14 protein-coding genes are annotated in these 15,620 nt (G+C 66.1%); 10 read left to right on the forward strand and 4 right to left on the reverse strand.

Annotation, left to right across the window (positions count from 1 at the left end):
- The first annotated feature begins 5 nt into the window (after window positions 1–5).
- The 3 genes from ACQY8M_RS00895 (at window position 6) to ACQY8M_RS00905 (ending at window position 3,384) form a co-directional block, all read left to right on the forward strand.
- Window positions 6–677 carry an aspartate/glutamate racemase family protein gene (locus ACQY8M_RS00895; protein ID WP_428668581.1) on the forward strand — a complete coding sequence of 224 codons (672 nt, stop codon included), beginning with the start codon at window positions 6–8 and terminating at the stop codon, window positions 675–677.
- A gap of 195 nt (window positions 678–872) precedes the next feature.
- Complete coding sequence (locus ACQY8M_RS00900) at window positions 873–2,393, forward strand: trypsin-like peptidase domain-containing protein (RefSeq protein WP_428668584.1); 1,521 nt, start codon at window positions 873–875, stop codon at window positions 2,391–2,393.
- Window positions 2,394–3,093: 700 nt separating this feature from the next.
- Window positions 3,094–3,384, forward strand: a complete 291-nt coding sequence (locus ACQY8M_RS00905; protein WP_428668586.1) for a DUF1330 domain-containing protein — start codon at window positions 3,094–3,096, stop codon at window positions 3,382–3,384.
- A 202-nt stretch (window positions 3,385–3,586) separates the two neighbouring features.
- On the opposite strand, the gene ACQY8M_RS00910 is transcribed toward ACQY8M_RS00905, so the two are convergent.
- A complete protein-coding gene (locus ACQY8M_RS00910; RefSeq protein ID WP_428668588.1) occupies window positions 3,587–3,841 on the reverse strand; it encodes a hypothetical protein in 255 nt (84 codons plus the stop codon).
- 170 nt (window positions 3,842–4,011) lie between these two features.
- Here ACQY8M_RS00910 and ACQY8M_RS00915 point away from each other — a divergent pair, with 170 nt between their 5' ends.
- The 4 genes from ACQY8M_RS00915 (at window position 4,012) to ACQY8M_RS00930 (ending at window position 9,178) form a co-directional block, all read left to right on the forward strand.
- The gene (locus ACQY8M_RS00915) at window positions 4,012–4,827 is read left to right on the forward strand and encodes an N-acyl homoserine lactonase family protein (RefSeq protein WP_428668590.1); all 816 of its coding nucleotides are present in this window, start codon (window positions 4,012–4,014) and stop codon (window positions 4,825–4,827) included.
- Between the two features lie 117 nt (window positions 4,828–4,944).
- The gene (locus ACQY8M_RS00920; protein WP_428668592.1) at window positions 4,945–7,017 is read left to right on the forward strand and encodes a hydantoinase/oxoprolinase family protein; all 2,073 of its coding nucleotides are present in this window, start codon (window positions 4,945–4,947) and stop codon (window positions 7,015–7,017) included.
- Between the two features lie 126 nt (window positions 7,018–7,143).
- Entirely contained in the window at window positions 7,144–8,769 is a 1,626-nt protein-coding gene (locus ACQY8M_RS00925) for a hydantoinase B/oxoprolinase family protein (RefSeq protein WP_428668594.1), read from the forward strand.
- A 166-nt stretch (window positions 8,770–8,935) separates the two neighbouring features.
- Window positions 8,936–9,178: a hypothetical protein gene (locus ACQY8M_RS00930; RefSeq protein ID WP_428668596.1), complete on the forward strand. Its 243-nt coding sequence runs from the start codon at window positions 8,936–8,938 to the stop codon at window positions 9,176–9,178.
- Window positions 9,179–9,431: 253 nt separating this feature from the next.
- Here the strand turns inward: ACQY8M_RS00930 and ACQY8M_RS00935 are convergent, their stop codons facing one another.
- The 3 genes from ACQY8M_RS00935 to ACQY8M_RS00945 form a co-directional block, all read right to left on the reverse strand.
- On the reverse strand, window positions 9,432–10,256 hold the full coding sequence (locus ACQY8M_RS00935; protein WP_428668598.1) for a class I SAM-dependent methyltransferase: 825 nt from the start codon (window positions 10,254–10,256) through the stop codon (window positions 9,432–9,434).
- Entirely contained in the window at window positions 10,253–11,815 is a 1,563-nt protein-coding gene (locus ACQY8M_RS00940) for an ABC transporter substrate-binding protein (RefSeq protein WP_428668600.1), read from the reverse strand. Before ACQY8M_RS00940 ends, ACQY8M_RS00935 begins: the two co-directional genes overlap by 4 nt.
- A gap of 120 nt (window positions 11,816–11,935) precedes the next feature.
- Window positions 11,936–13,090: an FAD-dependent oxidoreductase gene (locus ACQY8M_RS00945; RefSeq protein WP_428668602.1), complete on the reverse strand. Its 1,155-nt coding sequence runs from the start codon at window positions 13,088–13,090 to the stop codon at window positions 11,936–11,938.
- Between the two features lie 29 nt (window positions 13,091–13,119).
- Here ACQY8M_RS00945 and queF point away from each other — a divergent pair, with 29 nt between their 5' ends.
- The 3 genes from queF to ACQY8M_RS00960 are packed head-to-tail and all read left to right on the forward strand — an operon-like array spanning window position 13,120 to window position 15,588.
- Window positions 13,120–13,575, forward strand: coding sequence for a preQ(1) synthase (gene queF / locus ACQY8M_RS00950; RefSeq protein WP_428668604.1), 456 nt, complete (start codon window positions 13,120–13,122; stop codon window positions 13,573–13,575).
- Window positions 13,575–14,675: a tRNA epoxyqueuosine(34) reductase QueG gene (queG, locus tag ACQY8M_RS00955; protein ID WP_428668606.1), complete on the forward strand. Its 1,101-nt coding sequence runs from the start codon at window positions 13,575–13,577 to the stop codon at window positions 14,673–14,675. The genes queF and queG overlap by 1 nt, the downstream gene beginning before the upstream one ends.
- Before the next feature lie 52 nt (window positions 14,676–14,727).
- Entirely contained in the window at window positions 14,728–15,588 is an 861-nt protein-coding gene (locus ACQY8M_RS00960; RefSeq protein ID WP_428668608.1) for a class I SAM-dependent methyltransferase, read from the forward strand.
- Window positions 15,589–15,620: the final 32 nt, after the last annotated feature.

Consider the following 15,620-nt stretch of genomic DNA (forward strand, 5'->3'; position numbering starts at 1 on the left):
CGGATATGTCTTGCGTCGGCATTATTGGCGGGCTCGGCGTCGACGCCACTGTCCACTATTACGAGAAGATCGCCACCACCTGCAGAGTGCGCGGCGTGGTTCCCGATCTCGTCTTCGTCCATGCCGATGTCGAGCGCGGCCAGGGCTTCGTGCGCGCCGGCGACCTCGACGGGCTGGCGGCCTATCTCGCGAGCTTCATCGAGCGCATGGCGCGCGCCGGCGCGGAGGTCGCGGTCATTCCCGCCGTCACGCCGCATGTCTGCATCGCGCAGCTGAAGCCGCTCTTGCCCATCCCGCTGATCAACATCGTCGACACGCTGGCGGCGGAGCTGCGCTCGCGCGGAACGAAGCGCGTCGCGCTGTTCGGCTCGGTCTATACCGTGCAGGCCAGCCTCTGGGGGATGCTCACCGACGTCGAGATCGTGAAGCCGCAACCCGACGAGATCGCCTTCATCGGTCAGGCCTACCAGCGCATCCTCGACGGCCGCATCGAGCCCGGCGACGCCGACGCCCTGCGCCGCATCGCCGCCGCGCTGCAGCACCGTGACGGCGTCGAGACCATCCTGCTCGCCGGCACCGACCTCGCTGTTATGTTCGACGAACAGACCGCCGGCTTCCCCTGCCTGGACGTCGCCCGCCCACACATCGACGCGATCGTCGAAGCGCTGGCAACTTAGCGTCTGTGACAAAGGGCCAAGGGGTTGGCGCGGTCACGATCCTGCTCCGCTTGCAATGCTGCCGAGCGTGTAGGCCACGCCGTTCGCAGGGGGCTGGCCGACGTCCAGGGAGTACCGCTGAGCGACAACGCTAGACTCAGACACTCGCTGTGGTTGATGATGCGAGGGACGGTGAGGTCGGGGGACCATTTGGCGATGGCACATAAACGCACCTCTAAGCGCAGGCGAAGCGCCGGAGGTTTGTTCGGCGCCATCGCGAGCGTGCTTGGAGACTGCCTTGCAGCGATCACTACCCTGACCTTGCTTTCTGAGCCAGCCGCTGCTCAACAGCTTGGTCGAATATTCCCTTATTCTTGGGCTAGCCCTATTCCGGCCGACGACATCACAACTGCTGACGTTCAGCACGCCTTAATCTGGACTGGCCACTATGGCGCGATGGTCGACGGAATGTTCGGCGGCTTCATCAAGCGCGCGATCAACGGTTGGCTGACCTCAAAAGGCTACCCGGCAAGCGTCTCCCTGACGCGCAATCAAGCGGTAGAACTGATGACGGAAGCTATCGCGAAGCGTGACCAATACGGCTGGGCGATTCTCACGGACGACGCAATTGGATTCAGTGTCGGGGTGCCAACAAAGCTTAACGAGGGTACGGCGCCAGTTTGGGAGAACGGAGCGCTTTGGTACCGCTTCTTCGGGCCGGTGGGCGAATTCATCACCGTGATTTCTCAGGACGCTGGATGCGCGATTATGGATGGTTTCTACGATGCCGTCGCTGCTGGCACCGGGGCACGAGATCGAACAGTTGATTACAAAGCTCGGAAAGATGACTGGTTCGTTCTCTCTGGTCGGTCAGGAGACCGACACTTCTACACGCGCGCACAATGCCGTCAGAGCGGCATCGTCAACGTGGTGATCAACACTCCGACAAGTCAGGTCGATTCGTTCGGCTTCCTCTTCACGGCGATGACAAACAGCCTATCGCTAAAGCCCTATCTCAATCCAAGAGCGAAGCCCAATCCACGTGTTGCATTCCCTGGGCCGCCCCCAGGTTACGCATCAAGCTTCAGCGCTCCACCTCAGGCATCATCTCCCCCGACCGCCCCAAGTTCGAGGGTGACCCCTACTGCAGCGTCGGACACAGAAAGATCCGGCAAAACCGGCGGCATTCGCTTGGTTTTGTCAGACGGGACAGAACTCCGGGCTCGCGAGGTGTTCGAGCGCGCATCGGAGGCTGTGTACATCGTCCACACTCCGAACGCATTGGGATCTGCAGTTGCGGTCAGCGATCGGGAGTTGGTTACCAACTGCCACGTGTTAGGCACAGACACAGTTGCCATTTTGGAACGCGAAGGGGCTCGGCTGCCCGCGACACTTACTTCGGCAAACCCCGAGTCAGACCGATGCATCTTGAGGAGCAATAGCCCTCTTCGAAAATGGGTTCGAATACGTCCCTTTGCCGATATTAAGGTCGCTGAGAAGGCCTATTCGATAGGAGCCCCTCAGGGTCTAGAACTTACCATTGCCGAGGGCATCATTTCGTCTAAGCGAACTATTGACGGGGAGCGACTACTCCAGACGTCTGCCCCAATCTCGAAGGGTTCATCTGGTGGCGGTCTCTTTGACGCGCAAGGTAACTTGCTCGGGGTGACGACCTTTTTCCGTAAAGACGCTCAAAACCTGAATTTCGCAATCGCCGCCGAAGAGTACGCAAAATAGTAGCGGCAACGCAGCCTTCTCCCGCTGTCCCATTTCCATCATCCTAGGACAGAAACGGCGATCACTGTTCGTACGGTGCCCCGCGCCGCTGAACGGTGGCACCTCCCCTTGCGGGCCGGCTTTCAACCATTGGCGGACACCTTTAGCTAGCGGCTTCGAAAAAAATCGGCAGGGGAACTCGGGCGGACGGCCTGACGGACGACGGCGGCAACAACGTCATCCGCGGAGGCGACGGAAACGACCACCTCTATGGCGATGCAGGTAAAACGACGGGTTCTATTTCAGACGTGTGGCGGGCGATGTGGCGGACTCGGACCGGGTCAACGATTCCCAGGCCGGTGACCGGCTGTTGTCCAGCTTGGCTCACAGTTCCAGACCTTCAACGATGCCATGGCGGTAGCGACGACGATCAACGGCAACACCGTGTTCCACTTCGCCGCCGACGCGGTGGTAACCTTGTTAGGAGTGGACAAAGCACCCTGACCGCCGCTGTCCAATACCAGCTCGCCAGCATTATCGGCGCAGAAGCGGCCACACCGAGCCCGGCACCGCTGCTGCCCTGCGCCGCATCGCGTCGGATCTCGAGCGCCGCGACGGCGTCGAGACCATCCTGATCCGGCACCGCCGCCCGGACCTGAAGCCATCGAGTCGATACGGACCATCTATTGGCCCGAACCGACGTTGGATGCGAAGCTGCGCCATGCCCAAGGCCTACTGGATCTTCAACGCCACCATCACCGACCCCGACACCTATCGAAAGTATGTCGAGCGGGACGGCGAAGCCTTCGCCAAATACGGAGCGCGCTTCCTCGTCAGGGGCGGTGACGCGGTCGTCGTCGAAGGCAGCGCGCGGGCGCGCCACGTGATCATCGAGTTCGAGAATCTCGCGGTCGCCCGCGCCTGCTACGACTCGCCCGAGTACCAGGCTGCCTCGGTCTTCCGCCGCGCCGGAGCCGTCACCGACCTGATCATCGTCGAAGGCGTGACCTGACCTCCTTCGCTCGAGTCGGGTTGCGGCCGATCCATCACCTCGAAGCGTAGTGAAATCGAGATCATTGACCGCCCGCATCCCTGCGCGATCACGGGCCGTACGCGAAGAGCTCGAGGGATACGCGTGGTCCAATGAGGATGACCCAGCGCGAAGTCTCGTCTTGGGACAAGAACGAGTCCTCGCGGTCTGAGGCATATTCCCGTCAGAACACCGCTCTCACGCCGACGATCTCGCCGAGGCAGCGGCCGACGTGCTCGGCGATCTCGGTCGCCAGCCCCTCGACCTCTATCTCGACGCTCAGCGCATCGTCGGCGGTTTGGGCGAACACCCGGTTGGGCACGAGGCCACGCTTGGCGAGCAGCTCGAGCGCACGCGGCAGGACGCCGGGCTCGGGGTCGGCTTCGAAACAGTAGCGGACGGTGGTGGAATTACGCTTGAGCGCGAGAACGGACGACATGGAACGACTCCTTGCATGACAGGCGAACAGCAACGCGCCGGTTTGCGGTGCAAACCGGGGTGCTAATTCGCCGGGCAAGGAGAGTCCTGCGCGCCATGACGCCACTATAGCGCAAGCACGGCAGTGCGGGCTACCCTCCGCGCCGCAAACCCGCCGGGAAGGAAACAAAGATGCGTTCGACACCTGTGTACGAGGTGCATGCCGTCAAATATGCCCATCTGCCCCGCAAGGCCTGGGAAGTGCAGATCACCCCCGATCCGCACGACGCGGACTTCCCGATGGACTATTTCGTCTGGGTGGCGATCCCGGTCGACGAGAGCGGCAACCGGATGCTGGGCGGCAAGCCGATCGTGATCGACACCGGCTTCAATGCCCAGGTCGGCGGCAAGCGCGGCCGCGAGGTGAAGACCAATCCGGCCGACCTGCTGTCCCATCTCGGCATCGACGCGCGCGAAGTCGAGGACGTCATCGTCACCCACCTGCACTACGACCATATCGGCAACTGGGATCGCTTCCCCAAGGCGCGCTTCCATGTCCAGGACAAGGAGATGCAATTCGCGACCGGCCGGCACATGTGCCACGGCACGTTCCGCCATGCCTACGAGGTCGAGGACATTGTCGGCATGGTGCGCGTGCTCTACGGCAACCGCGTCGTGTTCCATGACGGCGACGAGGAGATCCAGCCCGGCCTCTCGGTCCACCTGATCGGCGGCCACACGGCAGGCATCCAGTCGGTGCGGGTGATGACGCGCAACGGCTGGCTGGTGCTGGCCTCGGACGCCTCGCACTATTTCTGGGGCGTCGAGCAGAACAAGCTGTTCTCGATCGTCTATTCGGTCGCCGACATGCTGGCTGGCTACGACAAGCTGAAGAAGCTGGCCGACGGCCGGGTCGACATGGTCGTGCCCGGCCACGATGCCGAGGTCTGCAAGCGCTATCCGGCCTCGAAGCCGGGGCTCGAAGGAATTTGCGTCCGGCTGGATTAGTCTTCCGCTGGGAGCGCGGGTCTCCAGACCCGCTCAGAATCAAGAGCGGTTCTGGAGACCCGCGCTCCCAGCGGGACCATGAGAAGACGCCACCAAAAAGCGGAGTTCGTTCGCAGCATGTCGCGATGGCGTATCGGGGTCGATTCGGGCGGGACATTCACCGACGTCTGCTTGTTCGACGAGCAGGACGGGCGCGTGGAGGTCTGGAAGGTTCCCTCGACGCCCGACGATCCTTCGCGCGGCATCGCGGCCGGCGTCGAGGAGGGCCTGCGCCGCGTGGCGCCGGATGCAGCCGGGCTGCCGGCGGCCTCGGTCACTTATTTCGGCCACGGCACGACCGTGGCGACCAATGCCCTGATCCAGCATCGCGGCGTGCGGACCGGGCTGGTCACCACCGACGGCTTCCGCGACCTGCTGGAGATCGGCCGGCAGAAGCGGCCCGACCTCTACGACATCCAGGCCGACAAGCCGCCCGTCCTCGTGCCGCGCGACCTGCGGCTGGAAGTGCCCGAACGGGTCGATCATACCGGCGAGATCCTCACACCGCTCGACGAAGTGAGGATGCGCGCCGCGGCGCGGGCGCTCGCCACGGCCGGCGTCAGGGCGATCGCCGTCTCCTTCCTCTACGGCTTCATCCGGCCCGAGCACGAGCAGCGCGCCGTGGCGATCCTGCGCGAGGAGAATCCCGATGCCTTCATCTCGGCCGGCCACGAGATCGCGCCCGAATTCCGCGAGTACGAGCGGCTGTCGACCGTGGTGTTGAACGCTTATCTCGGGCCGGTGATGAGCGACTATCTCGGCAGGCTCGGCCCGCGGCTCGCCGCGCTCGGCCTCGCCGCGACACCGCACTTGACGCAATCCAACGGCGGCGTGATCGGCTTCGCCACGGCGGCGGCGATGGCGGTGCGGACCATCCTGTCGGGGCCCGCGACCGGCGTGGTCGGCGCGCAGGCGATCGGCGCGCTGTCGTCGTTCAATGACCTGATCACCTTCGACATGGGCGGCACCTCGACCGACGTGGCCCTGCTGCAGGACGGCCGCTGCAAGCTCGCCAGCGAAGCCACCGTGCACGGCTATCCGATCAAGGCGCCGATGCTCGACATCCACACCGTGGGCGCCGGCGGCGGCTCGCTCGCCTTCATCGACGCCGGCGGCTTGCTCAAGGTCGGGCCGCGCTCGGCGGGCGCCGATCCCGGACCGGTGTGCTACGACCGCGGCAACGAGGAGGCAACCGTCACCGACGCCAACGTGGTGCTGCAGACGCTCAATCCGCGGCACCTGCTGGGCGGCCGCATGGGCATCCGGCACGACCTCGCCAAGCAGGCGATCGCGCGGCTGGCCGGCCGGCTGGGGCTCGGCACGATGGAGACGGCGCAAGGTATCGTCTCGGTCGTCACCGCCAACATGGCGCGCGCCATTCGCGTCATCTCTGTGCAGCGCGGCCACGATCCGCGCGACTACACGCTGATGGCCTTCGGCGGCGCTGGTCCCCTGCACGCCGCGCGGCTGGCCGGCGAGCTGGAGATGAAGCGGGTCATGGTGCCGCGCAACCCTGGCATCCTGTGCGCCATGGGCCTGCTGCTGACCGACCTGCGCGCCGACTTCGCGGCGACGCGGCTGATGGCGGCGTCCGCAGATGCAGCGCCGCGCCTCGCGGAGACCTTTGCCGCCCTCATCGATCGCGCCGAACGGTGGTTCGGCGAGGAAGGCATCGCCTTGGCGGACCGTCGCCTCACGCGCACGGTGGACATGCGCTACGAGGGGCAGAACTACGAGCTGGCGGTGGAATTGCCGGATGGCACGATCGACCTGACCACGATCGATCGATTGATCGCCGGCTTCACCCATGCCCATCGCCAGCGCTACGGCTTCGCCACCGAACGCGACCGGGTCCAGATCGTCACGCTACGGCTGGAAGCCGTGGGCACCGTGCGGAAGGCCGCGCTCCGGGCATATCCCGAGGTCGGTCCCGATGCGGCCAACGCCATCACCGACCGCCGGCCGGTGTGGTTCCCCGAGACGCGCAGCTTCGTCGACACGCCGATCTACGCCCGCGACGCGCTGCAACCCGGCCACCGCTTCGCCGGGCCGGCGGTTGTCGAGCAGATGGATACAACGACTCTCGTCCCGCCCGGCATGACCGCGCGCGTCGACTCATATCTCAACCTGATCATCGAGGCGGCCGCATGAACCAACACCCTCGTCGTCCCGAGCGGAGCGAAGCGAAGCCGAGGGACCTGTTCATCCCGGCAGACGTTACATGAAGAGGTCCCTCCACTTCGCTTCGCTGCGCTACGCTCCGGTCGGAACGACGGAATGACCATCATCGATCCCGTTGCCGTCGAGGTGATCGGCGCGGCCATGAGCTCGATCGTCGAGGAGACCGGCGAGACGCTGATCCGTGCGTCGCACTCCACCAACATCAAGGAGCGGCGCGACTGCTCGACGGCGCTGTTCAATGCCAAAGGCGAGACGCTGTGCCAGGCCGAGCACATCCCGATCCATCTCGGCAGCTTCATCGAGCTGGTGCCGCACATCATGAAGCGTTACCGGGCCGAGGATATCAGGCCGGGCGACGCCTTCATCGGCAACGATGCCTACGAAGGCGGCGGCACTCACCTGCCCGACATCGTGCTGGCCGAGCCAATCTTCGTCGACGGCAGATTCGTCGCCTGGACGGTGAACCTCGCCCACCATGCCGACTTCGTCGACCGCGGCCATGCCCATATCTTCCAGGAAGGCCTGCGTATCCCGCCGGTGCGGCTCTACCGCGCCGGCGAGCTGCAGGCCGACGTCCAGGACCTGATCCTGCTCAACTGCCAGGTGCCGCGCGAGCGGCTGTCCGACCTGCGCGCCCAGATGGCCGCCAATCGGGTCGGCGTGCAGCGCTTCCAGTCGCTCTGCGCCAAGTACGGCACCGAGACCGTGCTGGGCGCCGGCGCGGCACTGATGGACTATGCCGAGCGCAAGATGCGCGCGGCGATTGCGGCGATGCCCGACGGCACCTGGCGCTTCGAGGACGTGTTCGACAACGAGGAGGTCACGAGCAACCTGCCGCTGTCCGTCGAGGTGACGGTAAAGGGCGATACCATGGCGCTCGCCTTCGAGGCACCGGACCAGGTGCGCGCCGGGGTCAACATGACATACACCGCGCTGCTGGCGACCATCTACTATGTCGTGAAGTCGGTGCTCGATCCCACGATCCCGCCCAATGCCGGTCTGGCGCGTCCGCTCTCCATCGCCGCGCGTGAGGGCAGCATCCTCAACTGCACGCATCCCGCCGCGGTCAACGGCCGGCTGCAGACCTGCCAGCGGGTCGCCGACCTGGTGATGGGCGCATTGGCCCAGGCAACTCCCGAGAAGGTCATGGCCTGCTCGAACTCGGCCTGCACCGTGGCCTATTTCATCGGCCACCGGCCCGATGACAAGTCGCTCTGGGTCTACCTCGAGACGATCGGCGGCGGCAGCGGCGCGCGCGCCCAAAAGGACGGGCTGGACGGCGTGCATGTGCACACGACCAACACCTCGAACCTGCCGGTCGAGGCGCTGGAGATCGAGTATCCGCTCCGGCTGCTGCGCTACGAGCTGGTCCCCGACTCGGGCGGCGTCGGCCAGTATCGCGGCGGCATGGCGCTGCGCCGGGTCTATCAGGCGACGCATGACTGCCGCGTGCGGGTCGACACCTCGCGCCAGCGCTCGCGGAGCTGGGGCCTGCAGGGCGGCGGACCGGGCGCGCACGGGCGGGTGGAACCCGGGCCGGGCACCGAATTCACCGGCGACAGCGCGGTGCTGGCGGCGGGCCAGTGGTTCGCCATCGTGACGCCGGGCGCCGGCGGCTTTGGTCTGCCCGCGCGCCGCGATCCCGACGCGGTGATGCGCGACCTCGCCCAAGGCGTGATCAGCCGCGATACGGCGCGCGAGGTCTATGGCAGGCAAGGCTGAGCGCTCTTATTGAGCATCATGCGGTGTCGAACTGGAGTCAGGGTGTCGATGATTGCGGCACGATCTTGGCAATCGCGGCGCTCATGATTCATGCACGCTGAATACCTCACGAGCTATTGACGCAGTGCACCCTCGCAAGTGCGAAAAGGGCGCGCACATTCTATCCATGTCACATCCCGATCTCGATCCCTACCACCGGCCCTACCGCTGGCAGAATCATGTCGTCACGCCGCGCCGCGCTGCGGCGGGCCTGGTGGCGACAGTGCTGGTCGTCCTTGTGGTCGGCGCCGCCGCTCTGGCCTACTCGCCGCCGGCGCCGGCGGCCCACGCTGTCGACACCGGGCAGCCTCCGCTCTCGCAGCAGGCCAAGCAGCCGGCGTTGCCCCGCGCTACCAGGGGCCCGCTGTGATCGGCATCGTCAAGCTGGCGACACATCGGACGCCGATGCCAGCGCCAAGAAGGCGGTCATGGATGCCAATGCCGCCAACGTGTGCCAACTCGAGGCGATGGACGTCCTGAGCGCGCGAAGGATCTCGCCAAACGATCGGACACGGACCGCGTCGCCGGCCTGAGGGTCCTTCTCTGCGTTTAGGACGACCGGAAGGGCCATGTTCAACAAGGAAAAATTGACACGTTTGCTGCAGTTTGACGACTCGAGCGGACTAGCCGGATGCGACGACCACGAGCGCCTGCATCGGCGCCTCGATCGGTCCGTTGCCGTACTCCGCAGCGAGGGCGGCAGCGGCGGCCTCGGTTGCCGCCTGCAGTCCGTTCGGGCCGGTAGCGCGCGCCTCGATCTCTCCCCGCATCGGCGTGCCCTGGCAAAGGCCGATGGCGGCATCGCGAGGAGAGTCCGCGCGGCTCGACAGGGACACGATGTTGAGCTCGACCGTCCCGTAGCCTGCCTCGGCGAGTTCACGCCGGATCGTGCGGCGGTCGGAGTGGCCGTGCGGCGTCCGAGCAAGGAAGCGCGGCGGATCGGTGGGGAAGCGGCGGGCCATCGCGTCGACGACGCAGCGCGTCATGGGATTGCGATCGAGCGAATCCCAGATGGCGAACAGGAAACGCCCGCCCGGCTTCAGCACGCGGCGGGCCTCGCGGTACCCCGCGACCCGGTCGGGAAAGAACATCGCGCCAAACTGGCAGACGACTGCATCGAACCGCCCTGCTTCGAACGGCAACGTCAGCGCATCGGCCTGTCGCAGCATCGCGCGCGCCAGCGCCGGCTTGGCGGCGGCATGATCGACCATCGCCTGGTTGAGGTCGGTGGCGACGATCTCGACTCCCGCCGGCAGCTTATCGACCAGGACCTCGGTCACGATCCCGGTGCCCGCGGCGGTTTCCAGCACCGCCCCGGCCTTCAGATCGGCAAGCCTTTCGCCAAGCTCGCGTGCGTAGGGCGCGAACAGCAACGGACCGAGATAACGATCGTACAGCGCCGGGATCGACCCGGCGAAGACGATATCGCCGCCGGCCGGGCCGGTCACTTTTTCTCGATGTTCCACAGCGCGAGTTCCGGCACCGAGAGCAGTCCCGTGATGTTGCTGCGGATCGCCGTCGGCACGGTGAACTGGCCGAGCGGCGCAAAGGTCGGATAGCCGCCCGACAGGCGCAGCGAGACCTGCTCAGCGATCGCCTTCTGCCTGGCCGGGTCGGTTTCCTTGGCGAAGGCATCGCGCAGCTTCTCGATCTCGGCATCGCATGGCCAGCCGAATGTCGCCTTGTCGCATGAGGCGTTGATGAAGGCCGCCGAGACCGGATTCATCACATCGGGCGAACCCCAGGAGGTGAAGAAGGCGCTCCAGCCGCCCGAGGCGAGCGGGTCCTTCTTGGCGCGGCGCGCGACCAGGGTCTGCCAGTCCATCGACTGCAGGTCGACCTTGAAGCCCGCCGCCTCGAGCTGCGGCTTGGCCACGGTCGCGAGCTGGTTGTGGCCGGCGATGTCGGTCTGGTGCATCAGCACGATCGGCGTGCCGTCATAGCCCGCTTCCTTGAGCAACTCCTTCGCCTTCGTGACATTGCCCGAGAGCTTGTCGTCCCAGCCCTTGGTGGTGGCGAGCGGCGAGCCGCAGGGGAACAGCGACTTGCACAGCGTGTAGTAGTCGGCATTGCCGACATTGGCCTCGAGGAAGGGCTTCTGGTCGAGCGCGTAGAGCACGGCCTCGCGGATCTTGGGATTGTCGAACGGCTTGTGCAGCACGTTGAAGCGCATCTCGTACTGGCGGCCGGCCTTGTTCACCACCATGACCTTGATGTTCTTGTCGTTCTGCAAAAGCGGCAGCAGGTCAGGCGGCACGGTCTCGACCATGTCGATCTCGCCGTTCAACAGCGCATTCACCTGCGTCTGCTGGTCGGGAATGGTGATCCACTCGACCCGGTCGACCTTGACGACCTTGCCGCCGGCGAGACCGGAGGCCGGCTCGTTGCGCGGCTTGTACCTGGTGTTCTTGACGTAGACCGCCTTCTCGCCCGGCTTCCACTCGTCCTTCTTGAAGATGAACGGACCCGAGCCGGTGTAGTCGGTGATCTGCGTGCTCGGATCGGTGTCGGCAACGCGCTTGGGCATCATGAAGGGGATGTTGGCCGAGGGCTTGCCGAGCGAGTCGATCACCAGTCCGTACGGCTCCTTCAGCACCATCTTGATGGTCCTGACGTCCGGCGCGCTGAGCTCGGCGACCTCGCTCATCAGTTTCTGGCCCATCGAATCCTTGGCCGCCCAGCGCTTGATCGAGGCGACGCAGTCCTCGCCCGTCACCGGCTTGCCGTCGTGCCACTCGAGCCCGTCGCGCAGGGTGAAGGTCCAGGTGAGCTTGTCGCCGGAGACCTCCCACTTGTCGACCATCTGGGGCTTCACTGCCTGATTCTCGTCGATCGCGAACAGCGTATCGTAGATCATGGTACCGTGGTGGGCGCTGATCAGCGCCGTCGTCCAGATCGGGTCGACGATCTTGAGATCGGAATGCAGCGAGACCTTGAGAACGGTTTCGGCACTTGCCGGGCCGGCAAAAGCCAGAGCCGCGGCCACGACACAAACAAGACGACGCATGGAAACCCTCCTCGGGGAACTGGGCGACGATAGCATACCGTCGCCTCGAGCGTAGCGAGGCGAAGGAACTGACTACTTCTCCTCCCTCGTCCGGCCGAGGAGGAGAAGGCGATAGCGCGATCAGCCTTCGGCGGTGTCCAGCAGCGCTTTCCAGTCGGTCAGTTTCACGCGCGGCCGGCCGAGCTTGGCGCCGGCCGCGACCTCGGCCTTGTCGATTCGGTGCCAGCCCGCGACGTCGACCGATAGCGGCAGCGGATCGGGTCCGCTCTTGGGGTCGCGTTCCTTGAGCCAGGCGATCACCTGCTGCGCCACCCCATGGCTGTCGGCGCGATTGGTCGGGATGGTGCCGGTCGGCCCGCGCTTCGCCCAGCCCACGGGAAAGACACCCTCGCCCTTCGGGAACTCGACGCCGCAATAGCCGATGCAGGTGACGACCAGATCGAATTCATCTGGATCGATCGCTGCGGTCGGCTGGTTGAAGACGAAATGGACCGTGATCGGCTTGCCGCCGGGCACGTTCCTGGCGAACCCCTTCAGGATCTCGAGGTTCTTGACCTTGCGCAGCCGCTCCAGCGTCGGATCGTGCGCCGGCGCCTCGACCGCCAGCGCTGCCGGATCGGCCACCGCCACGGCGCGCGACAGGCGGCCCATTTCGGCCAGTTCGTTGCCCGTGAACGACGCGTGCTCGGGCCCGCGCCGGCCGATCACGTAGATGTCGGTCAGGGGCGCGGCGGCGATCGCCGCACCCGCTTCCGGCACGATGTCGCTCTTGGTCATCTCGTCGACCGACTTGGCCAGCACGCGCGCGACATCGAGCGCCACGTTGCCGTTGCCGATCACCGCCACCCGCTTCACCGCCGACAGATCCGGCCCCTGCCGGAAATCGGGATGGCCGTTCAGCCAGGCGACGAATCTCCACGAGCCCCAGACGAACGGCAGCTCCTCGCCCGGAACGCCGAGCTTTCGGTCGATCACCATGCCGGTGGCGACGATCACCGCGTCGTAGCCTGCCTGCAATTCCTCCCACGACAGGTCGCGGCCGATCTCGACATTGCCGGCGAAGCGCACGTCGGGCTGGGCGAGCAGCCGCTCGAACTGGCGCACGATCGCCTTGGTGCCCTGATGGTCAGGCGCCACGCCGGCGCGCACCAGGCCGAACGGCGTCGGCAGGCGGTCGATCAGATCGATGCGCAGATCCGGGCGGGTACGCAGCAGTCCGTCGGCAGCATAAAACCCCGACGGCCCCGCCCCCACGATGGCAACCCGATGGGTCATGGAGGCGTCGATTAGCATATGATGCACCCATGGCTAAATACCCCAAGCTCACCCAGCTCGGCCGTTCGGTCGCGCCACCCCTCACACCCGACGAGGCGGTGATCGAAACCGTGCCCAACCCGCGGCCGCGCGACCTCTATCTCGTGCGCTTCGCCGCGCCGGAATTCACCAGCCTGTGCGCCGTGACCAGCCAGCCCGACTTTGCCCATCTGGTGATCGACTACGCGCCGCGCGCGAAGCTGGTCGAGAGCAAGTCGCTGAAGCTCTTCCTCGGCAGCTTCCGCAACCATTGTGCCTTCCATGAGGAATGCACGTTGATGATTGGCCAGCGGCTGGCCAAGGTGCTGGCACCGCGCTGGCTGCGCATCGGCGGATACTGGTATCCGCGCGGCGGCATGCCGATCGACGTGTTCTGGCAGACCGGCGCGCCGCCCAAGAGGCTGTGGCTGCCCGACCAGGGCGTGCCGCCCTATCGCGGACGGTAATGGCCCGCACGCCGCCTGTTCCCAAGCGGCCGGCCAAGCCGGCGACGCCCGCCGAGCTGCGCGACGCCATCCGCGACGAGGCATTGCGGCTGGGCTTCGACGCCGTCGGCTTCGCGCCTGCTTCGCCCACGCCGGAGGCGCGGTACGAGCGGCTGGAGCAGTTGTCGGCTTTCGTGGCTCACGGCTTCCAGGGCGACATGGGTTGGCTCGGCCAGCGCATCGAGGAGCGCGCCGATCCGACGACACTGTGGTCCGAGGCCCGCACCGTCGTCTCGCTCGCCATGAACTACGGGCCGCTGACCGATCCGCGCGCCGTGCTCGCGCAGCCCGAGCGCGCGGCAATCTCCGTCTATGCCCAGGGCCGCGACTACCATGAGGTGATGAAGAGCAGGCTCAAGGCCCTCGGCCGCTTCATCTGGGATACCTACCAGCACGACCTCAAGGTTTTCGTCGATACCGCGCCCCTGATGGAGAAGCCCGCGGCGCAGGCCGCCGGCCACGGCTGGCAGGGCAAGCACACCAACCTCGTGTCGCGGCAGTTCGGCTCCTGGCTGTTCCTCGGCGAGCTTCTGCTTTCGGTCGAGCTTCCCTTCGATGCTCCCGAGACGAATCATTGCGGCCAGTGCCGGGCCTGCCTCGGTGCCTGCCCGACCAGGGCCTTTCCGGCGCCCTACCAGCTCGATGCGCGGCGCTGCATTTCCTATCTCACGATCGAGCACGTGGGCCCGATCGATGCCGAGCTGCGGCCGCTCCTCGGCAACCGCATCTACGGCTGCGACGACTGCCTTGCCGCCTGCCCCTGGAACAAGTTCGCGCAAGGCGCGCGCGAGGCGGCCTTCGTGCCGCGCGCCGCGCTCACCGCGCCTTTGCTGGCCGAACTCGCGACGCTCGACGACGCGGCGTTTCGCCAGCGCTTCGCCGGCACCGCCATCAAGCGCATCGGCCGCGACCGGTTCATCCGCAATGTCGCCTATGCGCTGGGCAACAGCGGCGCCCCATCGACCGCCCTGCCGGCTCTGGTCCCCTTGCTGACCGACACATCAGCCCTGGTGCGAGACGCTGCAAGCTGGGCGCAGGCAAGGCTGGCGGGGTCTCCTTGACTTGGTCCGGTCCGTTCCATGTGATGCCCGCATGAATTGGGGAGATGAGCCAATGAATTTCGGACACAAGAGCATACTGGTGGCTCTCGTCGTTGGCGTCAGCCTGCTCGCGGGAGCAGCCGTGTCGCAGCCGCTCACGCCTGCCGACATCAAAGCGATCGTGGCGAGCTCCGACCGCAGCGCCGCCGACCGCACCAACGACCAGCGCCGCCATCCGGAGGAGATGCTGGCCTTCATCGGCTTCAAGCCCGGCCTGATCGCGCTCGATCTCAGTGCCGGCGGCGGCTACACGACGGAGCTGCTGGCCCGCTCGATCGGGCCGACCGGCAAGGTCTACGGCCAGAGCCGGCCACGTCCCGTCACCCCCGCGCCGAGGCCGGCCGCGCCCGAAGGCAACGCCAATCCCTCTGTCATGCCGAGCGCCGCCGCGCCGCCTCCGGCCGGCGCGCCGCGTCCCTCGCCGGTGGCCCTGGCCGATCGCGAGAGCAAGCTCAAGGCCGCCAATGTCGCCGCCGCGCCGATCGTTGCGGTGGTCCAACAGTTCGAGGACCCAGTCCCCGCCGAGCTGGCCGACGGCAAGCTCGACCTCGTGACCCTGATGTTCAACTATCACGACCTCGGCTTCCTGAACGTCGACCGCGCGGCGATGAACAGGGCGGTGTTCAAGGCGCTGAAGCCTGGCGGGCTTTACGTCCTCGCCGACCATTCCGGCCGCGCCGGCACCGGCATCTCGGAATCGGGCACGCTGCACCGGATCGAGGAGGCTTTCCTGCGTCAGGAAATCGAAGCCGCCGGCTTCAAGCTGGTCGCCGAGGGCAACTTCCTGCGCAATCCCAGCGACCCGCGCGACAAGAACACGCCCGATCCGCCGATGCCCAAGGACGAGTTCGTCCTGAAGTTCGCCAAGCCCTGAGTGGTTCACGCACAATGTCATCCCGAGCGCAG

The organism is Reyranella sp. (genome assembly GCF_965279465.1).
Classification (GTDB): domain Bacteria; phylum Pseudomonadota; class Alphaproteobacteria; order Reyranellales; family Reyranellaceae; genus Reyranella.

What these genes read in the sequence shown, in the direction of transcription:
- ACQY8M_RS00895 (WP_428668581.1), top strand. Translation starts at nt 6, where the DNA reads ATGTCTTGCGTCGGCATTATTGGCGGGCTCGGCGTCGACGCCACTGTC.
- ACQY8M_RS00900 (WP_428668584.1), top strand. Translation starts at nt 873, where the DNA reads ATGGCACATAAACGCACCTCTAAGCGCAGGCGAAGCGCCGGAGGTTTG.
- ACQY8M_RS00905 (WP_428668586.1), top strand. Translation starts at nt 3,094, where the DNA reads ATGCCCAAGGCCTACTGGATCTTCAACGCCACCATCACCGACCCCGAC.
- ACQY8M_RS00910 (WP_428668588.1), bottom strand. Translation starts at nt 3,841, where the DNA reads ATGTCGTCCGTTCTCGCGCTCAAGCGTAATTCCACCACCGTCCGCTAC.
- ACQY8M_RS00915 (WP_428668590.1), top strand. Translation starts at nt 4,012, where the DNA reads ATGCGTTCGACACCTGTGTACGAGGTGCATGCCGTCAAATATGCCCAT.
- ACQY8M_RS00920 (WP_428668592.1), top strand. Translation starts at nt 4,945, where the DNA reads ATGTCGCGATGGCGTATCGGGGTCGATTCGGGCGGGACATTCACCGAC.
- ACQY8M_RS00925 (WP_428668594.1), top strand. Translation starts at nt 7,144, where the DNA reads ATGACCATCATCGATCCCGTTGCCGTCGAGGTGATCGGCGCGGCCATG.
- ACQY8M_RS00930 (WP_428668596.1), top strand. Translation starts at nt 8,936, where the DNA reads ATGTCACATCCCGATCTCGATCCCTACCACCGGCCCTACCGCTGGCAG.
- ACQY8M_RS00940 (WP_428668600.1), bottom strand. Translation starts at nt 11,815, where the DNA reads ATGCGTCGTCTTGTTTGTGTCGTGGCCGCGGCTCTGGCTTTTGCCGGC.
- ACQY8M_RS00945 (WP_428668602.1), bottom strand. Translation starts at nt 13,090, where the DNA reads ATGACCCATCGGGTTGCCATCGTGGGGGCGGGGCCGTCGGGGTTTTAT.
- queF (WP_428668604.1), top strand. Translation starts at nt 13,120, where the DNA reads ATGGCTAAATACCCCAAGCTCACCCAGCTCGGCCGTTCGGTCGCGCCA.
- queG (WP_428668606.1), top strand. Translation starts at nt 13,575, where the DNA reads ATGGCCCGCACGCCGCCTGTTCCCAAGCGGCCGGCCAAGCCGGCGACG.
- ACQY8M_RS00960 (WP_428668608.1), top strand. Translation starts at nt 14,728, where the DNA reads ATGAATTTCGGACACAAGAGCATACTGGTGGCTCTCGTCGTTGGCGTC.